Here is a 26,192-nt window from a genome sequence, read left to right as displayed (position 1 = left end):
CCTCGCGCGGCCCGCACCCGCGTACGGCGCTCAGCGGCCCCCGAACTGCGCGGCGCTCTCCTCGTCCGCCGGGTAGTACAGCTCGATCGCGACCTCGTCGAGCGTGATGTCCATCGGTGTGCCGAAGGTGGTGACCGTCGAGAAGAGCCGCAGTTCGCGACCGCCGATACGCAGGATCATCGGGATGACGACGTCGCAGCCGTCCGCGATCGAAGGACCCTCGGCCGCCTCCTCGCTCCCCGGCGCCAGCAGCTCCTCGTACAGCGCGGCCAGACCGGCGTCGGGGGCCGCGGCCAGTTGGCGGCCCACGCGGGCGCGGAAGACCTTGCGCACATCGGCCAGGTTGACCACGAGCGGGGCGAAGCCGCGCGGGTCCAGGCCGAGGCGGATCAGGTTGACCGGCGGGCGCAGCAGCGCGGGATCGACGCCCGCGAGGAAGGGGGCGACCGCGCGGTTGGTCCGCAGGATGTTCCAGTGGCGGTCGAAGGCCAGCGCCGGATACGGCTCATGGGCGCGCAGCACCCGGTCGACCGCCCGGCGGGCCGCCGCGAGCGCGGCGTCGTCGAGGGGGCGCTCCGCGTACCGGGGTGCGAAGCCGGCCGCGAGCAGCAGCCGGTTGCGGTCCCGCAGCGGTACGTCCAGCTGCTCGGCCAGCCGCAGGACCATGGCCGCGCTCGGCCGGGTCCGGCCCGTCTCGACCAGGCTGACGTGGCGGGGCGAGACGTCCGCCGCCAGCGCCAGGGCGAGCTGGCTGAGTCCCCGGCGCCCGCGCCACTGCCGCAGGAGTTCCCCGACGGTGTGCATGGTCAGCGACCGTACCGGCCCGCACGGCCGCGGGCCATGACATGCCATGTCATCGACATCCGCGCCCGGCCGGACGAAGACTTTTCCCATGGAGACGACAGAGAGCACATCCGCCACCGGCCCCCGCCCCACCGACCGGAACAAGGACCTCGTCGCACGGGCTCTCACCGCCCTCGTCGAGACCGGCAGCTCCGACGGGCTCGCGCCCCTGCTCGCCGAGGACTTCGTCCACCACCGGCCCGACGGCCACGACTCGACGAGGACGCAATGGCTGGCCGCCGTCGACGCCGCCCTCGCCCCGCTCGCCGGAATGCGGGTGGAGGTGCGTCATCTGCTGGCCGACGGCGACCACGTGGTCGTGCATTCGCACCGCACCCTGCCCGGCGGTCCGGCCGTCGCCGTCGTCGACATCTGGCGGATCGAGGCGGGGCTGATCGCGGAGGGCTGGGAGACGATCGAGCCGGTGGACCGGGCGGCGGCCCATCTGCGCTGGTGGGAGCCCGAACCGCTCCGTTGACGTACGGGGAGGGGCCTCAGTCCTTCCGCGCCCGCGCCCCTCGCACCTGGCTCCGTACCGCGCCCATGCTCGCCCCGATGACGAGCGCGATGGCCAGGGCGTCCGTCGTGGACAGGGCCTGATCGAGGACGAGGAAGCCCGCCGTGGCCGCGATCGCGGGTTCCAGGCTCATCAGGATCGCGAAGGTGGGGGCGGGCAGGCGGCGCAGGGCGATGAGTTCGAGGGTGTACGGGAGGACGGAGCTGAGGAGGGCGACGGCGGCGCCCAGACCGAGGGTGGAGGGGACCAGGAGCTTCGATCCGGACTCGATGACGCCGAGCGGCACCGTGAGGACGGCGGCGACGCCCATCGCCAGGGCCAGTCCGTCGGCCTGGGGGAAGCGGCGTCCGGTGCGGGCGCTGAAGACGATGTACGCCGCCCACATGGCACCGGCGGCCAGGGCGAACGCCGCACCGGCCGGATCGAGCCGGTCGAAGCCCCCGCCGCTCAGCAGGGCGACTCCGGCCAGGGCGAGCCCGGCCCAGACGACGTTGACCAGACGGCGGGAGGCGACGACCGAGAGGGCGAGCGGGCCCAGCACCTCCAGGGTGACGGCGGCGCCCAGCGGGATGCGGTCGGCGGCCTGGTAGAAGAGCGTGTTCATGGCGGCCATGGCCAGGCCGAAGGCCAGCACGGTGCCCCAGTCGGCCCGCGAGTGGCCGCGCAGCCTGGGGCGGCAGACGACGAGGAGCACGAGCGCGGCGGCGGCGAGCCGCAGCGTGACGACGCCGAGCGCACCGGCCCTCGGCATCAGCAGCACCGCGATCGCCGAGCCGAACTGGACGGAGAGGCCGCCCGCGACCACCAGCGCCACCGGCGCGAGGGCCGCGCGCCGCCCGGTGGCGCGGGGGGCGCCGTCGAGGGCGGTGGCGGCCTCGGGGACGGTGACCGCCTCGGGGGCGGCGACGTCCGGGGCCGGTGCTGCGGCGGTTCGCTGGTCGTTCACCCGGGGCCTGTCCTTCTGGGGTCTCAGAGTCGATGAAGCAGTGCAACATAGTGCACTACCTCATTGAAGATACTGCACCCAGCCGGTGCGGCACGTTCCTCCAAGGTAGGCACCACCGCGCGGCACGTGAAATGCCGATCTCGCTCTCGTTATGCTTCGCGCGCATGAGCGGTCAGCACGAGGAGAACACCGGCCCCGGGGCCCTGCGCGGACGGAACGCCTCCGCCATCGAGATCCGTCATCTGCGCGCCTTCCTGGCCGTGGCCGACGAGGGCGGCATCACCCGGGCCGCCGCCCGGCTCGGGCTCACCCAGCCCGCCGTCTCGCGCACCCTCGCCGCCCTGGAGCAGCGCCTCGGCCTCCGGCTCGTCGACCGCTCCACCCACCACCTCGCCCTCACCCCCGACGGCATCGCCTTCCGTGACCGGGCCACCGCGGCGGTCGCGGCCTTCGACGAGGCCGTCGACCCGGGCGGCCCGCACCGCCGCCCGCTGCGGATCGGCCACGCCTGGTCCGCGTTCGGCCGCCACACCACGCCGCTGCTGCGCCGCTGGCAGGAACGCCACCCCGGCATCCCGCTGGAACTGCGCCGCGTCGACGACCGCACCGCCGGCCTCGCCCGCGGCGAGGTCGACGCCGCCGTCCTGCGCGGCCCCGTCGAGACCCCCGGGCTCGTCACGGAGCTGCTGTACGAGGAGGAGCGCGTGGCCGCCGTCGCCGCGGACGGCCCCCTCGCCGCCCGCACCACCCTCCGCCTCGCCGACCTCGCCTCCGGCACCGTCGTCCTCAACACCGTCTCCGGCACCACCACCCCCGGCCTGTGGCCGCCGGCCGCCCGCCCCCGGGCCACCCTCACCGTGGCCAACACCGACGACTGGCTGACCGCCATCGCCGCCGGCCGCGGCACCGGCGTCTCCGCCGCCTCCACGGCCGGCATGCACCCCCGCCCCGGAGTCGCCTTCCGCCCCCTGACCGACGCCCCGCCCCTCCCCGTCCTCCTCGCCCGCCGCGACGCCCCGGGCCACCCCGCCCTCCCCCTCCTCGCCGCCCTGGCCCGGGAGATCGTCGCGGAGGACGGGGACGGCTGAGACCGGGGCCGGGGCGGACGGGCCGATCAAGGAATTTCCCCGCCCCGCCCGGCCGTTGCCCCCTCCGGAGACTGCGCGAGGGACGCGCCGTACAGGGGGGACACCATGACGAACGGGCATTCCGGCGGGATCACCGTGCACGGCACCGTGGCCGAGGGTTATGAGGGTGTGCGGGAGGAGTTCCGGGCCGTGCTCGCGGAGGAGCACAACGAGCCGGGGAGCCAGCTGGCCGTGTACAAGGACGGGGAGCCGGTCGTCGATCTGTGGGCCGGGGACGGGGTGGACGGCGATTCGCTGCCGGCCGTGTACTCGTGCACGAAGGGGGCCGCGCATCTGGTGGTCGCGCTGCTGGTGCAGGACGGCACCCTGGAACTGGACCGTACGGTCGCCTCGTACTGGCCGGAGTTCGCCGCGGAGGGCAAGGACCGGCTGACCCTGCGCGAGCTGCTGGGCCACCGGGCCGGGCTGATCGGGGTGAAGGAGGGCTTCACGGCCGAGGAGCTGGCGGACGACCGGGTGCTGGCGGCGCGGCTGGCGGGGCGGGCGCCGTTCTGGGAGCCCGGTGCGGCGTACGGGTACCACGCGCTGGTCATCGGCGCGCTGACCGGCGAGGTGGTCCTGCGGGCCACCGGGCGCACGCTCCAGGAGCTGTTCGAGGAGCGGGTCCGCGCCCCGTACGGACTTGACGTCTTTCTGGGGCAGCCGGCCGGGCTGGAGCCGCGCTTCCTGCCCGTCCGCCCGCTGAACCCGACGCCCGCGCAGGCGGCCGAGATGGCCGCCAGGCCGGCCGATCCGGAGAGCCTGCGCGCGGTCTCCTTCCACGCGCACCTCGACCTGACCGAGTGGATCAACCGGCCCGCCGTCCGGGCGCTCGGCCAGGCCTCGGCGGGCGCGGTCGCCTCGGCGCGCGGGCTGGCCGGGATGTACGCGGCCACGCTCGGGGAGTTCGCGGGGCTGCCCGCCCTCCTCAAGCCGGAGACGCGCGCCGAGTTCGCCCGGCCCGGACTGACCGGGACCGATCTGGTGACCGAGCAGACGGACCACTTCGGGCTGGGCTTCGAGCGCCCCTCCGAGGACCATCCGGAGCTGGGCACGGACGCGTACGGGCACTGCGGGGCGGCCGGTGCGCAGGCGTTCGCCGATCCGGCGAGCGGCATCGCGTACGGCTACACCCGGCGCCGCCACACCTATCCGGGCGGCTCGGCCCCCGAGAACGTCCGGCTGGTCAGGGCCGTGGTGGACGCGGCCCGCGCGTAGGCCCCTCCGGCTCCCCCGCCGGCGTCTCCTCCAGCCCCTCCGCCAGCAGTTCCGCCAGGTGCTTCGCCCGGACCCCTGCCAACTGGTGCAGCTGGGTCCGGCAGGAGATGCCGTCCGCGAGGATCTCCGCGTCCGGGGGCGCGGCGCGCAGGGCGGGCAGCAGACGGTCCTCGGCGCAGGCCACGGAGATGTCCCAGTGGCCGCGCTCGAAGCCGAAGTTGCCGGCGAGTCCGCAGCAGCCGCCCTCCGGTTCGCCGGTCAGGCCCATCCGTTCGCGCAGCCTCCGGTCCGCGGCGTCGCCGAGGACGGCGTGCTGGTGGCAGTGGGTCTGGCCGGTGACCGGGCGGTCCAGGCGCGGGGGCTCCCAGTCGGGCGCGTGCTTCTCCAGGTACTCGGCGAGGGTGTGAACGGTGGCGGCGAGCGCGGCGGCGCGCGGGTCGTCGGGGAGGAGTTCGGGCAGGTCGGTGCGGAGCGTCGCCGCGCAGCTCGGCTCCAGGACGACCATCGGGTCGCCCACGGTGCGCTCCATCCGGTCCAGGGTGCGGCGCATCACCGCGCGGGCCCGGTCGAGCCGGCCCGTCGAGACGTAGGTGAGGCCGCAGCACATCCCGCGTGCGGCAGTCATCACCCGGCGGCCGGTCGCCTCCTCCACGACCCGGACCGCCGCCCGCCCGACCTCCGGCGCCAGATGCTCGGTGAAGGTGTCGGGCCAGAACCAGGCGACCTGGTCGTTGGAGAGGATGAACGTCCCCTTCCCCCACTTCCGGTTCAGCCACCGCGTGAACGTCTCCCTCGCCAGCGGCGGGATGTCCCGCTCGGGCGCGATCCCGGCCAGCCGCTTGGCGAGGGCGGCGAGCGGGCGGATCCGGGCCAGCGCGTTCAGCGGGCCCGCGAAGGGTGCGGCGAGGCGCAGCCAGCGGGGCAGCCCGCCGAGGGCGTAGTGGGCGGCGGGGCGGAGCCGTCCCCGGTAGTGGTGGTGCAGGAACTCCGCTTTGTACGTGGCCATGTCGACGCCCACGGGGCAGTCGCTGCGGCAGCCCTTGCAGGAGAGGCAGAGGTCGAGCGCGTCGCGCACCTCGGTGGAGCGCCAGCCGTCCGTGATCACACCGCCCGCGTCCCCGGCCAGCATCTCGTGGAGCAGCCGGGCCCGGCCCCGGGTGGAGTGGGCCTCCTCGCCGGTGGCGCGGAAGGAGGGGCACATCACGGAGGGCCCGGTGGCCTGCTCCGTACGGCACTTGGCGACGCCGACGCAGCGGCGGACGGCGGCGGAGAAGTCGCCGCCGTCGTGCGGGTAGCCGAAGGCGACGTCGACGGGCTCGCGCGGCAGGACGGCGAAGCGGAGGTTGTCGTCCAGGCGGGCGGGGCGGGCGAGGATGCCCGGGTTCATGCCGCCGTCGGGGTCCCAGAGGTCCTTGAACCGGGCGAAGAGGGCGACGAGTTCGTCCCCGTACATCTTCGGGAGCAGTTCGGCGCGGGCCTGGCCGTCGCCGTGTTCGCCGGAGAGCGAGCCGCCGTGGGCGACGACGAGGTCGGCCAGGTCCTCGGAGAAGGCGCGGAAGCGGGCCACGCCGGGGGCGGTGAGCAGGTCGAAGTCGATGCGGACGTGGATGCAGCCGTCGCCGAAGTGCCCGTACGGGGCGCCGCGCAGTCCGTGGGCGGCGAGCAGGGCGCGGAACTCCCGGAGGTAGCCGCCGAGCCGGGCGGGCGGGACGGCGGTGTCCTCCCAGCCGGGCCAGGCTTCGCTGCCGTCCGGCATGCGCGTCGCGGTGCCCGCCGCGTCCTCCCGGATCCGCCACAGGGCGCGCTGCCCGGCCGGGTCGGTGACCACGGCCGCGTCGACGGTGTCCGGCGCGGCGGCCCGCACCAGTCGTTCGGCGTGGGCGCGCGCCTCGGCGGGGGTGGCGCCGCCGGTCTCGGCGAAGAGCCAGGCGCCGCCGCGCGGCAGTCCGGCCGGGTCGGGTACGAGGTCGGCGGCCATGCCCTCGACGGTGAGCGGGTGGTGCGGGAGGAGGCCGGGGGCGGCTTCGGCGGCGGCGGTCTCGTCGGCGTAGCCGAGGACGGCGAGGGCGCGGACGGCGGGGGCGTCGACGAGCCGGACGACGGCCTCGGTGACGACGCCGAGCGTGCCCTCGCTGCCGCAGAAGGCGCGGACGGGGTCGCGGCCGTGTTCGGGGAGCAGGGCGTCGAGCGCGTATCCGGAGATGCGGCGCGGGAGTTCGGGGAAGCGGGTGCGCAGGGCGGCGAGGTGGCCGTCGACGAGCTCGCGGACGCCGGGCGGGCCCTCGGCGCCCGGTTCCAGGCGCAGGGTGCCGCCGCCGTAGCGGGCGACGGTCAGGGCGTGGACGTTGTCGGCGGTGGTGCCCCAGGCGACGGAGTGGGCGCCGCAGGAGTTGTTGCCGATCATGCCGCCGAGGGTGCAGCGGCTGTGGGTGGAGGGGTCCGGTCCGAAGGTGAGGCCGTACGGGGCGGCGGCGGCCCGCAGGTCGTCGAGGACCACGCCGGGCCGGACGACGGCGGTGCGGGCCTCCGGGTCCAGTGCGGTGATCGTGCGCAGATGGCGGGTGAGGTCGAGGACGACGCCGGTGCCGGTGGCCTGTCCGGCGATGGAGGTGCCGCCGCCGCGCGGGACGACGGGGACGCCGTGCTCGCGGCAGACGGCGAGTGCGGCGGCGATGTCGTCGGCGTCGCGCGGGGCGACGGTGCCGAGCGGGACGCGGCGGTAGTTGGAGGCGTCCATCGTGGTGAGCGCCCGCGCGGTGGGGCCGAGGTCGACGTCGCCGCGGACGGCGGCGCGCAGCGCGGCTGCGAGTGCCCCGGATTCGCGGGGGTTCGGAGTGTTTCCGGATGCCATCGCCCCAGCATGCCGCGCGGCCCCGCCGGACCGGGTGCGGGCCTCTCGTGTTCTCCCGGGTTTCCCGGAATGACGCTTCCGCGTACGGAAATGCCAGACTCCGGAACACAAAGGGAACAGAGAGCACCACAAGTTCTTCCCAAACAGATCGTCAATTCTCATATAGTGACCGAGACTTGTCTGGGAATCGTCTGTTCCAGTTGTCGCATTTGCTCGTTGCAGTACGGAATCACCCGAACGACCATCGTCCCGTCCGCCCGCCGTCCGCCCCCCAAGGACTCCGCTTGCGCCCCTCAACCCGGCCGACCGCACTGGCCCTGCTGGTCACCGTGGCCCTCACCGGATCCCTGTGCCTGTGGGCGGTCGCCGCCGCCCCCGACTCGGCCCGGACGGCCGCGGCCTGGGGCGGGGGCGCGGCGGCGGTCCTGCTCAGCGCCGCCGTCGCCATGACCGTCCACGCCCGCGTCACGATCCGCCGGCTGCGCGAACTGCACGCGGCCGAGAGCAGCCGGTTCACCGCCGAGACCTCCCGCATGGTCTCCGCCGCGGCCGCCGACGCCCAGCGGTTCACCGCCGAGACCGCCCGGATCAAGGCCGCGGCAGCCGCCGAGAACGCCCGGGTCGCCGCGGAGTCCGCCGCCGGCAGCGAACGGCTCACCGCCGAGAACGCCCGGCTCAAGGCCCGCGCCGCCCGCAGCGAGACCGAGCGCTCCGCCGCCGTCGCCGCCTGCGCCAACGCGGCCGGCCGGATGCAGGCCCTGGCCACCAGCATGCTCGCCGACCTCCGCGAGATGGAGCACCGGCACACCGCCGAGGACGTCCTCGGCGACCTGCTCCACCTGGACCACCGCACCGCCCAGGCGGGCCGGCTGGCCGACTCCATCGCCGTGCTGACCGGCGCCCGCTCCGGCCGGCGCTGGGCCAAGCCCATCGTGATGGAGTCCATCCTGCGCGGCGCCATGGGCCGGATCAGCGGCTACCAGCGCATCCGCCTCCACTCGACCAGCGACGTCGCCGTCGCCGGCCACGCCGCCGAGGGCGTCATGCACGCCCTGGCCGAACTCCTCGACAACGCGGCCAACTTCTCGCCGCCCACCGCCGAGGTTCATGTGTACGTCGAGGAGGTCCCGGCGGGCATCGTGGTGACCGTCGAGGACAGCGGGCTCGTCATGAACGAGGTGCAGCTGCGCCGCGCCGAGAACGCCGTCTCCGCCACCGACCAGGACCTGACCGCCCTGTCCGGCACCCGTCTCGGGCTCGCCGTCGTCGGCCGGCTGGCCCGCAAGCACGGACTCACCGTCTCCTTCCGGCCCTCGGCCCGCGGCGGCACCGGCGCGCTCATGATGCTGCCGCAGGAGATCATCACCCGCACCCCGGCACCGGCCCCGTCCCCCGCACCGGCCGTCGCCGCCCCCGTGATCCCCGCACCGCGGGAACCCGAGCCGGTCCACCGCTCCGACACCGGCACCGTCCCCGCCGGTGGGACCGCCCGCGCCGAGGACGCCAGCCGCTCCGACGCGGGCGGGTCCGGCACGTCCGGCACGTCCGGCTCCGACACCACCGGCGGACTCCCCCGGTTCGGCGAGAGCGGCCTGCCCAAGCGCTCCCGCGGCCGCACCCTTGCCGCGGCCGAGGCACGCGCCCGCGCGTCCGCCGCCGCTTCCGACTCCGACGAGGCGGACGGGTCCACCCCCCGGCCCCGTACCGCCGACCCCAAGGCCCAGGCAGCCCGCTTCAACAGCTTCCGGCAGGCTGTCCGGCCCAACTCCCCGCACCCGGAAGGCGACACCCGATGACCGCGACCACCGACGAGAGACTGAACTGGCTGCTGGAGGGGCTCCTGGAACGCACCCCCGGCACCCGGCACGCCCTCGTGCTGTCCAGGGACGGCCTCAAGCTGTGCCGCACCCCCGAGCTCTCCGTGGACCAGGCCGACCAGCTGGCCGCGATCTCCGCCGGCATCCAGAGCCTGTCGCACGGCGCCTCCGTCGAGTTCGGCAACGGCTCCGGCGGGGTGCGCTCCGCCATGGCCGAGTTCTACGGCGGCGTGCTCTTCATCGTGGAGGCCGGTGACGGCGCCCACCTCGCCGTCGTCGCCTCCGAACAGGCCGACGTCGGCCTCGTCGGCCACAACATGAGCGAGCTCGTCGAGCAGCTGGGCGAACACCTCGTCGCCCCGCCGCGCGAGCCCGCGCATCCGTCGGAAACAGCGAGCGTATGACGCGCCGGCCCCGTCCCGGCCGGGACGACGCCCCGGACCGGCTGTACACCCTCACCGGTGGCCGCAGCCGGTCCGACTCCGCCGCCTTCGACCTGGTGACGCTCGTCGTCTCCGAATGCGAGCCCACCCCCGGCATGCAGTCGGAGCACGTCACGATCCTGCGGATGTGCGAACGCCCCACCGCCGTCGTGGAGATCGCCGCGGAGCTGAACCTGCCCGTCAGCATCGTGCGCATCCTGCTGTGCGATCTGCTCGACACCGGCCGGATCAGCGCCCGCCATCCCCGTACAGCCCGTGTCGCGGACCGGCTCCCCGACCCCGACATCCTGGAACAGGTGCTCGTTGGACTCCGCAACCTCTGACCGTGCCGCCCTGCAGGCCACGGCCGACAACGGACTGAAGATAGTCGTCGTCGGCGGCTTCGGGGTCGGCAAGACCACCATGGTCCGATCCGTGAGCGAGATCCGTCCGCTCAACACGGAGGAGACCATGACCCGCGCGGGCGAGGCCGTCGACCACCTCGACGGCGTGCAGTCGAAGACGTCGACGACCGTCGCCTTCGACTTCGGCCGCATCTCGCTCGACGAGCGCTCGGTGCTGTACCTGTTCGGCGCGCCCGGCCAGGAGCGCTTCTGGTTCCTCTGGGACCGGCTGTTCTCCGGCACGCTCGGCGCCGTCGTCCTCGTCGACACCCGGCGCCTCGCCGACTCCTGGTACGCCATCGACCGCCTGGAGCACCACGGCACGCCGTTCATCGTGGCGTGCAACGACTTCGGCGGACCGCTCCACACCGAGCAGCAGATCCGCGAGGCCCTCGACCTCGCGGACCACGTCCCGCTCGTGGAGTGCGACGCCCGCGACCGGTCCTCCAGCAAATACGTGCTGATCACCCTGGTGGAACACCTCTACGCCCTCTCCCGGGGCGAGGTGCCCGCCACCACCCGTCCGGAACCGACTCCGGAGAAGACCCCGGAGCCCACCCCGTGACCCAGTGCCCCCACGCGGAGACGGCCGCCGCCGTCCCGCTGTCCGGCCCCCGGTTCCAGACCGAACCGGCCCAGCTGTACCGGGAGATGCGCCGCGACCACGGCTCCGTCGCCCCCGTCGTCCTGGACGGCGGCATCCCGGCGTGGCTGGTCCTCGGCTACCGCGAACTGCACCAGGTCGCCGGCGACCCGGTGCTCTTCAGCCGCGACTCCGACCTCTGGAGCCAGTGGGAGAACATCCCCGACGACTGGCCGCTGCTGCCGATGATCGGCCGGAAGCAGCCGTCGATCCTCTACACCGTCGGCCCCCGCCACGTCGAACGCGCCCGGATGATCAGCGACGCCCTGGAGGCCGTCGACCCGTTCGTCCTCAAGCGGCACGCGGAGGAGTTCGCCGACGAACTGATCGACCGGTTCTGCACCACGGGCGCGACCGACATCATCGCCTCGTACGCGATGCTGCTCCCCGCCCGCGTCCTGGCCCGGATCTACGGCGTGTCCGACGAGACCGGCGACGCGCTCGTCGGCTCCATCAACGACATGATCGACGGCCGGGAACGCGCGCTCGCCGGACAGCAGCACCTCGCGACGACCATGTTCGACCTGCTCGCCGCGAAGCACGTGGAGCCCGGCGACGACGTCGCCAGCCGGATGCTCGCCGACCCGGGCGGCTTCACGGACGAGGAGGTCGCCCAGGACCTCATGGTGATGATGGCCGCGGGCCACCAGCCGACCGCCGACTGGATGGGCAACTCGCTGCGGCTCATGCTCACCGACGACCGGTTCGCCGCCTCGCTCTCCGGCGGCCGGCACAGCGTCGCCGAGGCCATGAACGAGGTCCTCTGGGAGGACACCCCCACCCAGAACGTCGCCGGCCGCTGGGCCTCGCGCGACACCCGCCTCGGGGGCCGCCACATCCAGTCCGGCGATCTGCTGCTCCTGGGCATCGCCGCCGCCAACGCCGACCCGCAGGTGCGCACCGACGGCTCCTCGCTGACCGGCGGGAACAACGCCTTCCTGTCGTTCGGCCACGGCGAGCACCGCTGCCCCTTCCCCGCGCAGGAGACCGCCGAGGTCATCGCCCGTACCGGCATCGAGGTCCTGCTGGACCGCCTCCCGGACATCGACCTGGACACCCCGGCCGAACAGCTCACCCGACGCCCCTCCCCCTGGCTGCGGGGCCTGACGGACCTGCCCGTCACCTTCACTCCCACCCCCGCCACAGGAGGCCGCGCATGACCCGCATCGCCCTCGATCCCCTCGTCGCCGACCTCGACGGCGAGAGCGCCGCACTGCGCGCCGCCGGTCCGCTCGCCGAGGTGGAGCTGCCGGGCGGGGTGCACTGCTACGCGGTCACCCACCACGCGGAGGCCCGCCGGCTGCTGACCGATCCCCGGATCGTGAAGGACATCAACGTCTGGGGGGCCTGGCAGCGCGGCGAGATCCCGATGGACTGGCCGCTGATCGGCCTCGCCAACCCGGGCCGCTCGATGCTGACCGTCGACGGCGCCGACCACCGCCGGCTGCGCACGCTGGTGGCCCAGGCCCTCACGGTGAAGCGGGTGGAGCGGCTGCGCGCGGGCATCGAGGCCCTGACGACGGCGAGCCTGGACCGCCTCGCCGCGCTGCCCGCGGGCGAGAAGGTCGACCTCAAGGCGGAGTTCGCCTACCCGCTGCCGATGAACGTGATCAGCGAGCTGATGGGCGTGGACGCGGCGGACCACCCGCGGCTGAAGGAGCTGTTCGAGAAGTTCTTCTCGACGCAGACGCCTCCGGAGGAGGTCCCGCGGATGATGGCGGACCTCGGCACGCTCTTCACGAAGATCGTGGACGGCAAGCGGGCCGAGCCGGGCGACGATCTGACCAGCGCCCTGATCGCGGCCTCCGAGGACGGCGACCACCTCACCGACGAGGAGATCGTCAACACCCTCCAGCTCATCATCGCGGCCGGTCACGAGACGACGATCAGCCTGATCGTGAACGCCGTGGCCGCCCTGGAGTCCCACCCCGAGCAGCGCAAGCGGGTGCTCGGCGGGGAGATCCCGTGGGAGAACGTGATCGAGGAGACGCTGCGCTGGAACACCCCGACCTCGCACGTCCTGATCCGGTTCGCCACCGAGGACGTGCCGGTCGGTGACAAGGTCCTGCCCCGGGGCGAGGCGCTGATCGTGTCGTTCGGCGCGCTGGGCCGCGACGAGGCGCAGCACGGTCCGACGGCCGGGGAGTTCGACGCGACCCGCTCGCCCAACCGGCACATCGCGTTCGGCCACGGCCCGCACGTCTGCCCGGGTGCGGCGCTCTCCCGGCTGGAGGCGGGCGTCGCGCTCCCCGCGCTGTACGAGCGCTTCCCCGAGCTGGCCCTCGCCGTCCCCGCGGACGAACTGCGCAACAAGCCCATCGTCACCCAGAACGACCTGTACGAGCTCCCGGTGACCCTGGACTGACGCCCTACGGCGCCGAGGCGTTCGTACGGACGTACCTCCAACGGCCACGAGTCGGAATCCCTGTCTCATCCGACGGACGGGATACGCGGCAGCCGCAGCGAGCGGCTACGCTCCGACTCGTGGCCGACATCCAGATTCCCGCTGACATCAAGCCCGCCGACGGACGCTTCGGCGCCGGTCCTTCCAAGGTGCGGACGGAGGCGCTCGACGCGCTGGCCGCCACCGGAACCTCTCTGCTCGGTACGTCCCACCGCCAGGCCCCGGTGAAGAACCTGGTCGGCGCGGTGCGCGACGGTGTGCGCGACCTCTTCTCCCTCCCCGAGGGCTACGAGGTGATCCTGGGCAACGGCGGCTCCACCGCCTTCTGGGACATCGCGACGCACGGCCTGATCGAGTCGAAGTCCCAGCACCTGAACTTCGGTGAGTTCTCCTCGAAGTTCGCCAAGGCCGCCAAGCTCGCCCCGTGGCTGGCCGACCCGAGCGTCATCGCCTCCGACCCGGGCACCCACCCGGACCCGAAGGCCGAGGCGGGCGTCGACGTCTACGCCCTCACCCACAACGAGACCTCCACGGGTGTCGCCGCCCCGATCAAGCGCGTCGCGGGTGCCGACGAGGGCGCCCTCGTCCTGGTCGACGCCACCTCCGGCGCCGGCGGCCTGCCCGTCGACATCACCGAGACGGACGTCTACTACTTCGCCCCGCAGAAGTCCTTCGCCTCCGACGGCGGCCTGTGGATCGGCGTCTTCTCCCCGGCTGCCCTGGAGCGCGCGGCCCGCGTCCACGCCTCCGGCCGCCACATCCCGGAGTTCTTCTCGCTGCCCACGGCGATCGACAACTCCCTGAAGAACCAGACGTACAACACCCCCGCCCTGGCCACGCTGTTCCTCCTCAACGAGCAGCTGACCTGGATGAACTCCCAGGGCGGCCTGGACTTCACCACCGGCCGCACGGCCGCCTCCGCCGGCCACCTCTACGGCTGGGCCGAGGAGTCCAAGTACGCCACCCCGTTCGTCACGGACGCCGCCAAGCGCTCGCAGGTCATCGGCACCATCGACTTCGCCGACGAGATCGACGCCTCCGCGATCGCCAAGGCCCTGCGCGCCAACGGCATCGTCGACACCGAGCCCTACCGCAAGCTCGGCCGCAACCAGCTCCGCGTCGCGATGTTCCCGGCCATCGACCCGTCGGACGTCCAGGCCCTGACGGCCTGCATCGACTACGTCATCGAGAAGCTGTAACGGCTCACGCCCCGGGAACGGCCCCGCGCACCTTGACGGTGTGCGGGGCCGTTTCTGCTTCACTCGCCCGAGTGGCATATGCCAGAAACACGGTCTGCGACCGTTCCGCCCTACGATGATGCTCTCGACACCAGCCCATTCCAGGAGGCCCGCAATGTCTGCAGCAGCAGTCGAGCACCCCTGTGACGATGGACCGGAGCCCCTGCTCGTCACCGCCAACCGGCTCGCCGAGCAGCATCCCGGCTATCGCGTCGAGATCATCGGAGGCGTCATCACCGTGGCTCCACCCCCGGACGGCCCGCACGCCCGTGCTCTGACCAAGCTCATGAGGCCCTTCATCATGGCCGGACTCGACGGCGGGGAGACGGAGGTCCTCCAGGGCATCGGCCTCTGGCTGCCCGGCGGCCCCGAGGACTACGCCATCCCCGACCTCGCACTGGTCGACGCCGATTTCGACGCACACCTCATCGAGAACAACTGCTACGACCCGGCCGTCTTCCGTCTCGCCCTGGAGGTCACCTCCAGCAACTACAACAGCGATCTGCGGCACAAGGTCGCCGCGTACGCCGAGGCGAAGATCCCCGTCTACGTGATCCTCGACCGCAAGCACAGCCGCGTCCACGTCCTGACGGAGCCGGGCGGCGGCAACTACGACCGCCACGAGGTGTACGCGCCCGGCCAGCGGGCCCCGCTCCCCGCGTCCATCGGCGCGGCGGTGGAGCTGGATGTGGCGGAGCTGATCGCGTCGGGCCGCGCGCGGGGCTGAGGGGCCGGGCGGGGGCCGTTGTCAGTCCCCGCCGGTAGCGTCGGGGGATGACGACGACCGTGCCGTACACCGGCAGTGAGAAGGAGTCCCTGCACGCCGCGCTCGACCGGCACCGGGATGTGGTGCTGTGGAAGCTGGAGGGGCTGGACGACGAGCGGATACGGCGGCCGATGACGGGGTCGGGGACGAATCTGCTGGGGCTGGTGAAGCATCTGGCGACGGTGGAGTACGGCTGGTTCTGCTCCCCGTTCGGGTACGAGGTGGAGAAGCTCTGGTTCGACCCGGCGACCGAGGACATGGCGGTCGCGCCGGAGGAGTCGACGGAGGACATCCTGGCGTTCTACGCGCGCGCCCGCGCCGCCGCCGACCGGGCCATCGCGGCGACGGACCTGGAGACGACGGGGACGGCGTGGGACGGGCGCATCGTGTCGATGCGGTGGGTGCTGATCCACATGCTGGAGGACGTCGTCCGGCACGTGGGGCACATGGACATCGTCCGGGAGCTGCTGGACGGGGCGACGGGCGCCCACCCGGACACGTCGGGGGAGGTCCGCGGCCAGGGGTGAGAACAGACGTCGCGGTCCGGGGCGTCACCCGCCCCGGACCGCCGCACGCATCCGGGCTTCACTCCGCGGGGACCACTTCCAGGGTGTTGCGGCGTACGGGCTCGGTCGACATCGTCACCGAGTACTCGCTGTCGGCGTACTTCTCCAGGTAGGAGGCGTCGACGGCCTGGTTGGTCTCCTCGTCGTCGGGGTCGACGGGCACGAAGCGCACCGGCTTGTCGACCCCGCCTGCCGAGATCCGGCCCCGGCCGGTCTTCAGGGCCGGCCCGTACCACTTTCCCCGCGTGCCGTTGTAGGAGCGGATGAAGATCCGGTTCCCGACGGGCACGGACCAGATGTCGACGGTCTTGGGGGTGGTTCCGTCGGGCAGGGTCGCCCCGACGGTGAAGTAGATCTCGGCGTTGATGCGGTCGAGCTCGTCCGGGGTCCAAACGGCCATGGCCGGTCTTCCTTTCGCGTCTGCGGTCATGCTGCCCCGCACGACCGGTACGGGGCGGCGGCGACTGCCTGGGTCAGAGTGTGTCGGCGAAGAAGGGGCCGAGCTTGCCGACGGCCTCGGCGACCTCCTTCTCGCCGTCGTAGAGCTCCATGTGGTTCGCTCCCTCGACGACGTGGAAGGACTTGTCCCTGCTCGCGGCGCGCGCGAACAGGTCATCGCTCATCCACTTCGATCCGGCCTCGCTGCCCGCGACGACCAGCAGCGGCTGTGTGAGGAAGGCCTCGGCCTTGTGGAAGGCGTCGTAGGTGATGATCTGGCTCAGGCTGCGCGCGGTCATGAAGCCCGGCGCGTTGGGGTGCTCGCAACGCGGCGTGTGGTAGTACTCCCACGCCTGGCGCAGCTCCTCGTTCGGTGCGTCTTCCTCGCGCATCGGTGCGAGCGGGAAGGGGTTGTCCTTGCCCTGGGCATCGGTGGTGCGGGCCTCGGCGCCCATCGCGAGCAGAGGGGCGGCGTCGGCGTCGGCTACGTCGTTCGTCCAGCCGTTGCGGAACATCTGGCCGATATTGACGAGGCTCACGGTGCCCACGGCCTTGATGCGGGGGTCGTTGATCGCGGCGTTCGCCGTGTAGCCGGCCCCGGCACAGATGCCCATCGCGCCGATGCGGTCGCTGTCCACGTAGTCGAGCGTGGTCAGGTGGTCGACCACGGCGCTGACGTCCTCGGTGCGGATGTGCGGGTTCTCCAGCTGTCGCGGCTCCCCGGTGCTCGCGCCCTGGAACGAGGCGTCGTAGGCGACGGTCACGAAGCCGTGCTCGGCGAGCTTGCCCGCGTACAGGCCGGCTGCCTGCTCCTTCACGCCGCCGCCCGGATGGGAGACGACGACCGCCGGGTAGGTCTTCGACGCGTCGAAGCCTTCCGGGAAGTTGATCACGGCGGCGAGGGTGGTGCCGTAGCCGTTGAGGGTCTCGATGCTGATGTTCTCGCTCATGACTTTCCTCGGGTTGATGTCCGAATGGGTGTTTCCGGGTGGGGACGCGTTCACAGGTGGGTGCCGAAGAACTCCGTCGCGGCCTCGATGGCCTGGCGCGTCGGCTCCGGCCGGTCGTAGAGGTCGTAGTGCGAGGTGTCCTCCACGACGAGGAGCCGCTTGTCCTTCGAGGCGGCGCGGCCGTAGATCTCCTGGCCGTCGCGGTAGGCGCCGAACCCGCCGGGCTTGTCGCCGATCACGACCAGCAGCGGCCGGGTGAGCAGCTGCTCGGCGCCGAAGAACGCGTCCCAGCCGATCGCCGCCGCGCGACGCGACAGCACCGCGCTCGTGGTGCCGCCCGCGCTCTGTCCCCGGCCGGTCTTGTAGTAGTCCGTGGCCTCCAGCACGTCGATGTCCCTCAGACCGGCCTCCCGTCCGGCCTCGACCGAGGCAGGCAGGAGGTCATCGGTCCGCGGATCCGCGCCGCGTGCCTCGGCGGTGCGCTGCTCCGCCATCTGCTCCAGGGCGCCGATCGGGTCGTAGCCGCTGAACGACTCGCGGCTGAGACGCCCGAAGTTCACGCCGGTGATGCTGGTGACGGCCTTGATCCGGCGATCGGTCATGGCCGCGTTGATGACGTAGCCGCCACCCCCGCAGACCCCGATCCCGCCGATGCGGTCCGCATCGACGTACGGCAGCGTCACGAGGTGGTCGACCGCGACGCGGATGTCCTCCACGCGCTGCGCGGGATCCTCGATCAGACGCGGCTGCCCGCCGCTCTCGCCCTGGTAGCCGGCGTCGAAGACCAGCACCACGTAGCCGGCCTCCGCCAGCGCCTTCGCGTACACGTTGCCGGCGGTCTGTTCCTTGCAGCTGCCGATCGGGTGAACGCTCACGATCGCCGGACAGGAGCCGTTCTCGTCGAAATCCGAGGGGAGGTGAAGGATGCCCGCCAGATCCCAGGCCATCCCCCGGGATCGGAAGCTCACGCGCTCGGTCCGTCCAGTCATGATTCCTCCGGCTGTCGCACTCATCGTCGTCCGGGAGCCGGTGAGGCGCCCGTCGGGCTCTTACGACTTCAACTGTGGTCGCCCTCGATCGACGGTGGAAGGTTGCGACAGACCCCCCTCCGAAGGGGGGTCTGTCGCAACCTGGCTCCCGGCCCCGATCGCCCATAGCGTGAGGTCATGGCACCGAAGGACGAGCGCGTACGGGACTTCCTGACCACCCGCCGCGCGAAGATCACCCCCGACATGGCCGGCATCCCGAAGGGCGGCGGAGCGCGCCGCGTGCCCGGCCTGCGCCGGGAGGAGGTCGCGATCCTCTCCGGCGTCTCGGTCGACTACTACACCCGGATCGAGAAGGGCGACCTGACAGGGGTCTCCGACGAGGTCCTCGACGCCCTTGCCCGCGCCCTGCAGCTGACCGAGGACGAGAGCGCCTACCTCTACGACCTCGCCCGCACCGCGCGCCGCCCCTCGCGGGCGAGGAGACAACCGAAGGCCGCGGCGAGCGTGCCGCAGCAGGTGCAGCTGCTCATCGACGCGATGAGCGCCACCCCCGTCATCGCCCTGAGCAGGAGGCTCGACGTCCTCGCGTCGAACGCCCTCGGCCGGGCCCTGTTCGACATGGCCTTCACCAGCCCGACCCGGCGCTCATCGGCCTCCCCGCCGAACCTGGCCTCCGTCGTCTTCCTCGACCCCGCCGCGGCCAGGTTCTACGACGACCTCGACGACGCGGCAGCCGCGTGCGTGCGCATCCTCCGTGCCCAGGCCGGCGCGACACCGCACGACAAGCAGCTGATACAGCTCGTCGGCGAGCTGTCCACGCGAAGCACCGACTTCAGATCCCGCTGGGCCGCCCACGATGTCGGCGTCCACCGCGCGGGCCGGAAGACCCTCCATCACCACCAGGTCGGAGAGCTCGTCCTGGGCTTCGAGGAACTGACCCTCGACTCCTCTCCCTCCATCACCTTGTCCGCGTACATCGCCGAGCCCGCCTCCCCCACCGCCGAGCGTCTGCAACTGCTGGCCGCCTGGGCGGCGACAACCGCGTCGGCGCACCCGTGAATCACCGCTGAGCTGCCCCGAACGCCCCGGCGGCCGAGCTCGTCGAGCGCAGGAGCCGCAGCCGCCTCCTTCTGGAACCCTCAGTCAGAGGGCGAGGCGCCAGCGTTCCTCGCCGTCCTCCCACTCCCCCGTCCGCGCCAGCCCGGCCGCCCCGGCGACGGCCGCGGATGCCGTGTGGTCGGGGTGGATGTGGGCGACGACGGTGCGGGCGGCGCCGGTGGTGCGGAGGTGGGTGACGAGGGCGGTGGCGGCCTCCTTGGCGTAGCCGCGGCCCTGGAACGCCGTGCCGAGGACCCAGGCGATCTCGGCGCGCGCGGCGGCGGTGCCGACGGTCGCCTGGACGTATCCGGCGAGCCGCCCCTCGTCGCGTACGCGCAGCACCCAGTTCCACCACAGCTCGCCGGGGTCCGGGGACCCGGCGGTCTGCCGGGCGTAGCGCGCCCGCAGGGCGTCGGGGCCGTCCGGGGCGCCTCCGGTGAAGGCGTGGAGCGCCGGGTCGGCGAGGACGGCCGCCATCTCGTCGGCGTGGGCGACGCTCAGGGGCACGGCGTCGAGGCGGGCGGTGGCGAAGGGGGCGGGGCGGGCCGCGAGGGGCGTGGTCATCGTGGGAGGACCCTACCCGGGCGGTCCGTCACCCCTTCCGGCGCCTGCGGCCGACCCACAGCAGCAGCCCGATGCCCGCGAGGACGGCGACGCCCGTGAGGGTGGTGCGCGGGACGGTGGGGCCGTCGTCACCGGCCGTGCCGCCCGCGCCGGCCGAGGAGGGGGACTTCCCGCCGGCGCGCCCGGTGCCGTCGCCGTTCTTCTTCAGGTCGACGCGTACGACGTCGCTCTGCTCGCCCTCGGAGCCGAACATCAGCGCCGAGCCGTCGGCGGTGTACGTCACCGACTCGGACTGCGGGAGCAGCGGGGACTCGACCGCGTAGTCCTCGCCGAGGCGGCCGTTCGCGAAGGCGTAGCCGCGGGCGCTGAAGTAGGAGCGCAGGACCAGTTCGGTGCCGTCGGGGGAGAACGCGCCGTCCGTCACCCACGGCACCTCGCCGACGCGCCGGAAGACGTTGGTCCCGCCGGTGGTGAGCTTCTCCGGGCCCTCGTAGAGCCCGCCGCCGTCCTCGTTCTTCGAGGCGATGTAGACCCGGCCGGTCTTCGGGTGCACCATCAGCGCCTCCGCGTTGCGCGGCCCGTCGGCGTACTTGACGTCGAACTGGGTGGCCCGGACCGTCGCGTCGCGCAGTTCCTTCGGCTCGGGGAAGCGGTAGATCCAGACGTGGTCCCAGCTGCCGTTCAGGTTGTCGCCGATGTCGCCGACGTACAGGTTGCCGTCCGGGCCGAGCGAGATCGCCTCGACGTCGCGGGGCTCGCCGACGCCCTTCATCGTGATCCGGGCGACGGTCTTCCCGGTGCGGGAGTCGACCGCGAAGACGTACGGGCCGTCGTCGCTGTCGTTGTGCGTCCAGTAGATCCCGGGGTGGGCGCGGCTGGCCGCGAGGCCGCTGGACTCGGTGATCCGGGGGTCCTCGATCGTGAAGTCGCGGTCGGGCTCGCCGTCGTCGGCGGCGGCGGGCAGCACCCCGGCGGTCAGGGCCAGCAGCGCGGCGACGGCGGCGGAGACGGTCAGTCGGTACGGACGCATGGCACAAGTGTCCATCGTCACGTCGCAGGCCGGAGCCATGATCCGCCATGATGACGCCATGCGTTTCATGTGCGTCGGCGATTCCATGACCATCGGACGCGCCGGTGACTTCACATGGCGCTACCGCCTGTGGCAGCACCTGGAAGCCACCTTCGACGGCCCGTACGCCCTCGTCGGCCCCCGCACCGCGCTGTACGACGCGGCCACAAACACCGCCGTCTCGGACGCGTACGCCGCACCCGGCTTCCCCGACGCGGCCCGCCGCCACCTGGCCGGCTGGGGCGAGGGCTGGCTGCACATGGCCCCGGTGATCGGGGACGCGGTCACCGGGCACCGCGCGGACGTCCTGCTCGTCTCGCTCGGCCTGATAGACCTCGGGTTCTACACGGACAGCGGCCAGACCGCCGAGAACGCCCGCGCGTTCCTCACGGCGGCCCGGGAGGCGAACCCGCACATCCGCTGCGTGCTGCTGCCCGTCATACCGAACGTGCGGGCCGAGAACGACGCCCCGTTCGCCGCCGAGTGCGCCCGCTTCAACGAACTCCTCGCCAAGACGGTGGCCGACCTGGACGCCCCGGGCTCCCCGGTCCTCCTGGCCTCGCACCCGCACGGCTACGACATCCACAGGGACACCTACGACGGCACGCACCCGGGCCCGTCCGGCGAGCACCGGCTCGCCGCCGCGTACGCCGACGCGATGCACCAGGCATGGGGCCTGGGCGGCCCGTACCGCCCCGCACCCCGCTGACCAGCGGGTATCCGCCCCTGCCTACGATGGGCGCCATGCCCTCGCACCCCGCCCCCGCCGCTCCCCCCGCCGGTTCCCGCGTCGAACTCCGGCCCCTCACCCTCGCCGACCAGGACGAGTTCTGCGCGATGGTGGCGGCCAGCGCCGAGTTGTACGGGCCGTGGATGCAGCTTCCGTCGACGCCGGACGCCTTCCGGGAGTGGATGCACCGCTTCGACGACGGCAGCAACATGGGCTTCCTGATCCGGAACCGGGAGACCGGCGAGGCGACCGGCACGGTCAACATCAACTCGGTCATCCGGGGCCGCTACCAGGGCGCGTCCCTCGGCTACGCGGCGTTCGCCCCGTCGGCCGGCCGGGGCTACATGACCGAGGGCCTGACGCTGGTCCTGCGGTACGCCTTCGAGCAGCTGCGCCTCCACCGGCTGGAGGCCAGCATCCAGCCGGCGAACACCGCGTCCCTGGCCGTGGTCCGCAGGCTGGGCTTTCAGTACGAGGGCCTGTCGCCCGCCTATCTGTACATCGACGGCGCCTGGCGCGACCACGAGCGCTTCTCGCTGGCCGCCCCGGAGCCCTGGACCCCGGACCCGTCGCTGCCCGCCGTCTGAGGACGCCGTCTGAGGACGCCGTCAGCCGCCCGAGGGCTTCGCCCGGACGTGCATCCGCTCGCCCTGCGGCCCGAACAGGCTCAGGAACTCCACCGGTTCCGGCCCGGCGGCACCCCACCAGTGCGGGGTGTGGGTGTCGAACTCGGCGACCTCGCCGGGCGTGAGCACCAGATCGTGCTCGCCGAGGACCAGCCGCAGCCGCCCGGAGAGCACGTACAGCCACTCGTACCCCTCGTGCACCCGCTGTTCGACCGGGCCCTCGGTGCCGGTCGCCCCGGGCATGACCTGCTTGTACGCGTTGACGCCGCTGAGGTGGCGGGTCAGCGGGACGAAGGTCATGCCGTGCCGCTTGAAGGGCCGGAAGGTGACGCGCGGGTCCCCGGTGTCCGGCGCGCCCACCAGTTCGTCCAGCTGCACCCCGTACGCCTTGGCCAGCGGGAGCAGCAGTTCCAGGGTGGGTTTGCGGCCGCCGGACTCCAGCCGGGAGAGCGTGCTGAGTGAGATGCCGGTGGTCTCGCTGAGCTGGGCCAGGGTGGTGCCGCGTTCGGTGCGCAGGGCGCGCAGCCGCGGCCCCACACCGGTCAGGACGGACGCCAGCTCGTCGCCGTCCATGGCCCCGCCACCGGCCGCCGCGCCGCCGTCCGCCGTTCCGCTCTCGTCCGCTGCCATGGTTCCATTTGCCGCCCCGGCAAGCGGTGTTGTCAAACGGAGGGCGGAACGGCCCCGGCCCGACGGCCCCGCGAAAGGCCCCGCCCGTCAGGGCCGGATGCCGCTGGCGGGGCCGATCATGGCCATCGACAGCCGGGTGAACTCACTGGTCAGCCAGGACGGCGGCACCTGGCGCGGGCGCCGGCCGTGGTGCGCGAGCAGTTCGTCGACGGACCGGGTCAGCACCTTCACGACGACCGCGAGGTTGCTGTCCACCGCATGTCCGCGCCCCCGGGCGCGCTCGGCCTCCTGGGTCAGGAAGTCCGTCCACACCTGCCGCCACATCGCCAGGTGCTCGTCCATCTCGCGGCTCACCCCCAGCACCTCGACGAAGGCCACCCTGGCCTCCTTCGGGTCCTGGGTGACGGCCCGCACATAGGCGTCGAAGAGCCGGTAGACCCGCTCCTCGGTCGGGCAGGTGTCCATGCCCTCGGCGGTCAGCTCGGTCTCGGACGCCCGCATGCCGCGCGTCGCGATCTCGTCGTACAGCTCGGTGAGCAGGGCCTCGCGCGAGGCGAACTCGCGGTAGAAGTCCCGCACCTGGACCTGCGCGGTCGCGCACAGGTCCTCCACGCTGGTGCGCGCGTAGCCGTACACGGCGAACAAGGTCCGTCCCGCCGCCATGAGTTGGGCACGGCACCGCGCGGGTTCCCTCGCCGTCCGTACGCCGTCCCAAAGTTCCACCCCGGTATCCACCACGGGTCCTCCTCAGTCCGTCTCGGCCCCCGGGCCCACGATCCACGGGCGCACCGAGCGTAACGGCGCGCTCACCGTAGCGCACGCTTCTCCGCCCCCACCACACCCATAAGGAGCCCGAACAGCAGTTCCGGCGTGCGGAAGGGGAGTTGCCGGGCGGTACGCGCCGTCACCCCGGTCCACGCGTGTCGCTACCCTCCCGGACATGACAAATCAAGGGCGCAGTCCCGGAGCCGTCCTGTGCATCTTCCTGGCCATGATCAGTCTGCTCACCGCGGTCATCCTGTCCGCGATCGCGCTGGACGCGGCCTCCAAGGTGTCGGGGAAGGCCTATGACGATTCCAGCAGCGCGTCGCTTCACTTCGAGGAGTCCCGGTGCGACGCGGATCGCGACGAACCGCTGGACCGGCGGTACATGAAGTGCCTCGCCGAGTACGAGGCCTCCAACCAGCAGGGCTCGGTGCGCTGGGAGAGGGAGATAGCGACGAAGCAGGCCGCCATTCACACGAAGGGCAACCTGGCGATCATCTTCGGCCTGGCCGCTGTGACCTTCGCCGTCTGCGGCATGGGCACCGGCCGGTCCCGCCGCCCCGAGCCGCAGGCCGCCGCGGGGGCGTGAGCAGGAGCCCGCCCGGGGTGTTCCGCCTCGCGACGGAACACCCCGGGCGGGCAACGGGATCAGGGCGCGACCACGTAGAAGGAGAGGTCCTTGTAGGAGCCGTTGACCCCGGTCTGCACACGGAGCGAGTTCTGCGGGCAGCTGCTGCCGCCCACCACCACGTAGATCTCGCTGTGCCACGGGGCGCCGGTGGTCAGGGAGACGTTCGGAATGACCTTGTTCGCGTCGACGTTGGAGGTCAGGGTGACGCAGTACCTGCCGGTGGCCGTCTTGGTGACCGACCCGACGGCGTTGGTCTTCCGGGCGGCGGTGCCGTCTGCCTTGACGTACGCCGCGGCCTGGGCATACGGAGCGTTGACGTTCTCCGTGGGGTCGGCGGCCAGGGCGACGCCCGCGATGGAGGCGGTGCCTACGGCCGCGACACCGGCGGCGGCGATCAGGAACTTGTTGCGCGTACGCATGGACTTCCTCTGCTTCGGATAAGCCCCGGCGGAACGGTTCTCCGCGGGGGCTCCCATTGAGCCCCGCAAACCGCGCCGAGATATGCACCAGTAGCCCGCAAGAGTGCATATCGCCTGCTAAACCACTCGTGGGGGCAATGCCCTCCCGTGGCCACGAAGGCGGCACGGTCCCGTGCCAACGGTGGGCACGGGACGGGCGCGAGGCCCGGCGCGTGCGCCGTCCTCAGAGCCGTGTGACCCGCCCGCACCGGTCGCCTCCGTCCTTCGGGACGCGTTCCTCCATGGAGGTGTCCCGCTCGTACGGGTCCTTCGCGGCGCCCTCCAGGGATCCGTCACGGGTCGCGCGGTCGGCGGCGAACTCCGGGACGTAGAAGCCGGTGTGGTTCGCGCAGCCGCCGTTGGCGGCGTCCGTGCGGAACACGATGAGCGAGAACGTCCCGGGCTCGATCTGCACCTTGGACGGGTCCTCCCAGCTCATGACCGTTTCGCGGCGGACGACGGTCCGGGCCACCTCGTCGCTGTCGCCGTCCGCGCGGACGACCGGGTACACGTACGTCACATCGGCCGTGACGTCGACCGCGCCGCTCTTGCCCTCGCGGTACGTGATCCGCCCCAGGGTGCGGACGATGTCGTCGACCACGCGGAAGCGGGCCGGGTCGAACCGGCTGAAGAGGTGCAGCGGGTCGTTGTCGGCGCTCGGCGCGGACAGCGCGGCCTTCACATAGCTCTGCACGTCCTTCTGGTGCGGGTTCAGCAGCGCGAGCGCCTTCACCGGGCGCTCACCGCGCAGGACGCCGGGATCGGTGCCCGCGGCGGCCAGGAAGTCCCGGGACCGGACCAGCGCCTTCGCCACCTCCGCCTCGCTCATCCAGCCCGTGGCCTTCGCCTTCGGCAGCGCGAGCGAGGAGACCCCGTCCTTCCATCCGGCGGCGGGCGAGCCCTTGAACGGGTCGTCGATCGTGGGCAGTTCGGCTGCGGGCCCGTCCGGGGATCCGGACCCGGCCGGATCCCCCGTCGGCCCGTGGTACGAGACGGAGTCCCCGGACCTCCCGTCGAACCACCCGGCCACCTTCCCGGGCATCAGCGCCACCACCAGCAGGGCGAGCACCACGACGAACCCGACGACGTACCAGGTCCGCCCCTTCGTACGGGCCGGCGGCCGGTGCGTGCGCCATCCCTCCGGCGGATCGGGCTCGTCCGCGAGACGCCGCGTCACCATCCGGGCCCGTGCGGAGGGTTCCTCGGGCGCACCGGCCGACCCGGCCTCCGCCTCCCGCAGGAACCGCTCCCACTCCTCGTCCGGTATCGACGACTCGTCCTTGCCCACGCCATATCCCCCTGCGCGCTACGGCCCCTCCCCCGGGGCCAGTTGGATGACCTGCGCACCATAGTCCGCGATCCCGGGCACGTGCGCACCCCGCCGGAGCCGGGGCACGGGCCTGTCTGTGACGGAACACGGACATGATCGCTGACGGTTCGGCACTACCTGTGAGGTACAAATATCCACGCACCACGGAACGA

General features: G+C 72.7%; 28 protein-coding genes. 16 read left to right on the top strand and 12 right to left on the bottom strand.

Annotated features, from left to right (window positions below; all coding sequences use genetic code 11):
- Positions 1-30: 30 nt before the first annotated feature.
- The gene (locus tag ACFVDM_RS22345) at positions 31-804 is read right to left on the bottom strand and encodes a helix-turn-helix domain-containing protein (RefSeq protein ID WP_383642669.1); all 774 of its coding nucleotides are present in this window, start codon (positions 802-804) and stop codon (positions 31-33) included.
- A gap of 88 nt (positions 805-892) precedes the next feature.
- On the opposite strand from ACFVDM_RS22345, the gene ACFVDM_RS22340 reads away from it, so the two are divergent.
- Positions 893-1,321: a nuclear transport factor 2 family protein gene (locus tag ACFVDM_RS22340; protein WP_383642667.1), complete on the top strand. Its 429-nt coding sequence runs from the start codon at positions 893-895 to the stop codon at positions 1,319-1,321.
- Between the two features lie 16 nt (positions 1,322-1,337).
- Here the strand turns inward: ACFVDM_RS22340 and ACFVDM_RS22335 are convergent, their stop codons facing one another.
- The gene (locus tag ACFVDM_RS22335; protein ID WP_383642664.1) at positions 1,338-2,306 is read right to left on the bottom strand and encodes a DMT family transporter; all 969 of its coding nucleotides are present in this window, start codon (positions 2,304-2,306) and stop codon (positions 1,338-1,340) included.
- A 131-nt stretch (positions 2,307-2,437) separates the two neighbouring features.
- On the opposite strand from ACFVDM_RS22335, the gene ACFVDM_RS22330 reads away from it, so the two are divergent.
- Entirely contained in the window at positions 2,438-3,394 is a 957-nt protein-coding gene (locus ACFVDM_RS22330) for a LysR family transcriptional regulator (protein WP_383642661.1), read from the top strand.
- 105 nt (positions 3,395-3,499) lie between these two features.
- On the top strand, positions 3,500-4,651 hold the full coding sequence (locus ACFVDM_RS22325; RefSeq protein WP_383642658.1) for a serine hydrolase domain-containing protein: 1,152 nt from the start codon (positions 3,500-3,502) through the stop codon (positions 4,649-4,651).
- Here ACFVDM_RS22325 and ACFVDM_RS22320 read toward each other — a convergent pair.
- Positions 4,620-7,502: an FAD-binding and (Fe-S)-binding domain-containing protein gene (locus ACFVDM_RS22320; RefSeq protein WP_383642655.1), complete on the bottom strand. Its 2,883-nt coding sequence runs from the start codon at positions 7,500-7,502 to the stop codon at positions 4,620-4,622. The genes ACFVDM_RS22325 and ACFVDM_RS22320 overlap by 32 nt on opposite strands.
- A 284-nt stretch (positions 7,503-7,786) precedes the next feature.
- Between ACFVDM_RS22320 and ACFVDM_RS22315 the strand changes: the two genes are divergently transcribed.
- From ACFVDM_RS22315 to ACFVDM_RS22275, 9 genes are all read left to right on the top strand, one after another.
- Positions 7,787-9,298 carry an ATP-binding protein gene (locus ACFVDM_RS22315; RefSeq protein ID WP_383642652.1) on the top strand — a complete coding sequence of 504 codons (1,512 nt, stop codon included), beginning with the start codon at positions 7,787-7,789 and terminating at the stop codon, positions 9,296-9,298.
- Positions 9,295-9,723 carry a roadblock/LC7 domain-containing protein gene (locus tag ACFVDM_RS22310; protein WP_383642649.1) on the top strand — a complete coding sequence of 143 codons (429 nt, stop codon included), beginning with the start codon at positions 9,295-9,297 and terminating at the stop codon, positions 9,721-9,723. The genes ACFVDM_RS22315 and ACFVDM_RS22310 overlap by 4 nt, the downstream gene beginning before the upstream one ends.
- Complete coding sequence (locus tag ACFVDM_RS22305) at positions 9,720-10,085, top strand: DUF742 domain-containing protein (RefSeq protein WP_383642646.1); 366 nt, start codon at positions 9,720-9,722, stop codon at positions 10,083-10,085. Before ACFVDM_RS22310 ends, ACFVDM_RS22305 begins: the two co-directional genes overlap by 4 nt.
- On the top strand, positions 10,066-10,710 hold the full coding sequence (locus tag ACFVDM_RS22300) for an ATP/GTP-binding protein (RefSeq protein WP_383642644.1): 645 nt from the start codon (positions 10,066-10,068) through the stop codon (positions 10,708-10,710). Before ACFVDM_RS22305 ends, ACFVDM_RS22300 begins: the two co-directional genes overlap by 20 nt.
- On the top strand, positions 10,707-11,948 hold the full coding sequence (locus ACFVDM_RS22295; protein ID WP_383642642.1) for a cytochrome P450: 1,242 nt from the start codon (positions 10,707-10,709) through the stop codon (positions 11,946-11,948). The genes ACFVDM_RS22300 and ACFVDM_RS22295 overlap by 4 nt, the downstream gene beginning before the upstream one ends.
- Complete coding sequence (locus ACFVDM_RS22290; RefSeq protein WP_383642639.1) at positions 11,945-13,153, top strand: cytochrome P450; 1,209 nt, start codon at positions 11,945-11,947, stop codon at positions 13,151-13,153. Before ACFVDM_RS22295 ends, ACFVDM_RS22290 begins: the two co-directional genes overlap by 4 nt.
- Positions 13,154-13,272: 119 nt before the next feature.
- Positions 13,273-14,391 carry a phosphoserine transaminase gene (gene serC / locus ACFVDM_RS22285; protein WP_383642637.1) on the top strand — a complete coding sequence of 373 codons (1,119 nt, stop codon included), beginning with the start codon at positions 13,273-13,275 and terminating at the stop codon, positions 14,389-14,391.
- A gap of 154 nt (positions 14,392-14,545) precedes the next feature.
- On the top strand, positions 14,546-15,157 hold the full coding sequence (locus tag ACFVDM_RS22280; RefSeq protein ID WP_383642634.1) for a Uma2 family endonuclease: 612 nt from the start codon (positions 14,546-14,548) through the stop codon (positions 15,155-15,157).
- 47 nt (positions 15,158-15,204) lie between these two features.
- Positions 15,205-15,723 carry a DinB family protein gene (locus tag ACFVDM_RS22275; RefSeq protein ID WP_383642631.1) on the top strand — a complete coding sequence of 173 codons (519 nt, stop codon included), beginning with the start codon at positions 15,205-15,207 and terminating at the stop codon, positions 15,721-15,723.
- Positions 15,724-15,781: 58 nt separating this feature from the next.
- Here the strand turns inward: ACFVDM_RS22275 and ACFVDM_RS22270 are convergent, their stop codons facing one another.
- The 3 genes from ACFVDM_RS22270 to ACFVDM_RS22260 all read right to left on the bottom strand — a co-directional run bounded on the left by ACFVDM_RS22270 (position 15,782) and on the right by ACFVDM_RS22260 (position 18,139).
- Complete coding sequence (locus ACFVDM_RS22270) at positions 15,782-16,162, bottom strand: DUF2255 family protein (protein ID WP_383642628.1); 381 nt, start codon at positions 16,160-16,162, stop codon at positions 15,782-15,784.
- A gap of 73 nt (positions 16,163-16,235) precedes the next feature.
- On the bottom strand, positions 16,236-17,150 hold the full coding sequence (locus ACFVDM_RS22265) for an alpha/beta hydrolase (RefSeq protein WP_383642625.1): 915 nt from the start codon (positions 17,148-17,150) through the stop codon (positions 16,236-16,238).
- A 50-nt stretch (positions 17,151-17,200) separates the two neighbouring features.
- Complete coding sequence (locus tag ACFVDM_RS22260; protein ID WP_383642622.1) at positions 17,201-18,139, bottom strand: alpha/beta hydrolase; 939 nt, start codon at positions 18,137-18,139, stop codon at positions 17,201-17,203.
- Between the two features lie 177 nt (positions 18,140-18,316).
- Here ACFVDM_RS22260 and ACFVDM_RS22255 point away from each other — a divergent pair, with 177 nt between their 5' ends.
- Positions 18,317-19,198, top strand: coding sequence for a helix-turn-helix domain-containing protein (locus ACFVDM_RS22255; RefSeq protein ID WP_383642619.1), 882 nt, complete (start codon positions 18,317-18,319; stop codon positions 19,196-19,198).
- 84 nt (positions 19,199-19,282) lie between these two features.
- Here ACFVDM_RS22255 and ACFVDM_RS22250 read toward each other — a convergent pair whose 3' ends face one another.
- Together ACFVDM_RS22250 and ACFVDM_RS22245 are read right to left on the bottom strand one after the other, a co-directional pair.
- Positions 19,283-19,801 (bottom strand): GNAT family N-acetyltransferase, encoded by a 519-nt coding sequence (locus ACFVDM_RS22250; protein WP_383642616.1) that lies wholly within the window; start codon positions 19,799-19,801, stop codon positions 19,283-19,285.
- Positions 19,802-19,829: 28 nt separating this feature from the next.
- On the bottom strand, positions 19,830-20,831 hold the full coding sequence (locus ACFVDM_RS22245) for a WD40 repeat domain-containing protein (protein WP_383642613.1): 1,002 nt from the start codon (positions 20,829-20,831) through the stop codon (positions 19,830-19,832).
- A gap of 58 nt (positions 20,832-20,889) precedes the next feature.
- Here ACFVDM_RS22245 and ACFVDM_RS22240 point away from each other — a divergent pair, with 58 nt between their 5' ends.
- Together ACFVDM_RS22240 and ACFVDM_RS22235 are read left to right on the top strand one after the other, a co-directional pair.
- Positions 20,890-21,579 (top strand): GDSL-type esterase/lipase family protein, encoded by a 690-nt coding sequence (locus tag ACFVDM_RS22240; RefSeq protein WP_383642610.1) that lies wholly within the window; start codon positions 20,890-20,892, stop codon positions 21,577-21,579.
- A 35-nt stretch (positions 21,580-21,614) separates the two neighbouring features.
- Entirely contained in the window at positions 21,615-22,187 is a 573-nt protein-coding gene (locus ACFVDM_RS22235) for a GNAT family N-acetyltransferase (protein ID WP_383642607.1), read from the top strand.
- A 21-nt stretch (positions 22,188-22,208) separates the two neighbouring features.
- Here ACFVDM_RS22235 and ACFVDM_RS22230 read toward each other — a convergent pair whose 3' ends face one another.
- Positions 22,209-22,799, bottom strand: a complete 591-nt coding sequence (locus tag ACFVDM_RS22230) for a helix-turn-helix domain-containing protein (RefSeq protein ID WP_383643225.1) — start codon at positions 22,797-22,799, stop codon at positions 22,209-22,211.
- A 144-nt stretch (positions 22,800-22,943) separates the two neighbouring features.
- The gene (locus ACFVDM_RS22225; protein WP_383642605.1) at positions 22,944-23,594 is read right to left on the bottom strand and encodes a TetR/AcrR family transcriptional regulator; all 651 of its coding nucleotides are present in this window, start codon (positions 23,592-23,594) and stop codon (positions 22,944-22,946) included.
- A 202-nt stretch (positions 23,595-23,796) separates the two neighbouring features.
- On the opposite strand from ACFVDM_RS22225, the gene ACFVDM_RS22220 reads away from it, so the two are divergent.
- The gene (locus ACFVDM_RS22220; protein WP_383642602.1) at positions 23,797-24,210 is read left to right on the top strand and encodes a hypothetical protein; all 414 of its coding nucleotides are present in this window, start codon (positions 23,797-23,799) and stop codon (positions 24,208-24,210) included.
- A 59-nt stretch (positions 24,211-24,269) separates the two neighbouring features.
- Here ACFVDM_RS22220 and ACFVDM_RS22215 read toward each other — a convergent pair whose 3' ends face one another.
- Entirely contained in the window at positions 24,270-24,671 is a 402-nt protein-coding gene (locus ACFVDM_RS22215) for a hypothetical protein (protein WP_383642599.1), read from the bottom strand.
- A gap of 223 nt (positions 24,672-24,894) precedes the next feature.
- Positions 24,895-25,998: a hypothetical protein gene (locus ACFVDM_RS22210; protein ID WP_383642596.1), complete on the bottom strand. Its 1,104-nt coding sequence runs from the start codon at positions 25,996-25,998 to the stop codon at positions 24,895-24,897.
- Between the last annotated feature and the right edge of the window lie 194 nt (positions 25,999-26,192).

It is taken from the genome of Streptomyces sp. NPDC057682 (assembly GCF_042799575.1).
GTDB lineage: Bacteria > Actinomycetota > Actinomycetes > Streptomycetales > Streptomycetaceae > Streptomyces.
Note: the sequence above shows the minus strand (reverse complement) of the source record. Positions and strands in the feature narration are given on the sequence as shown.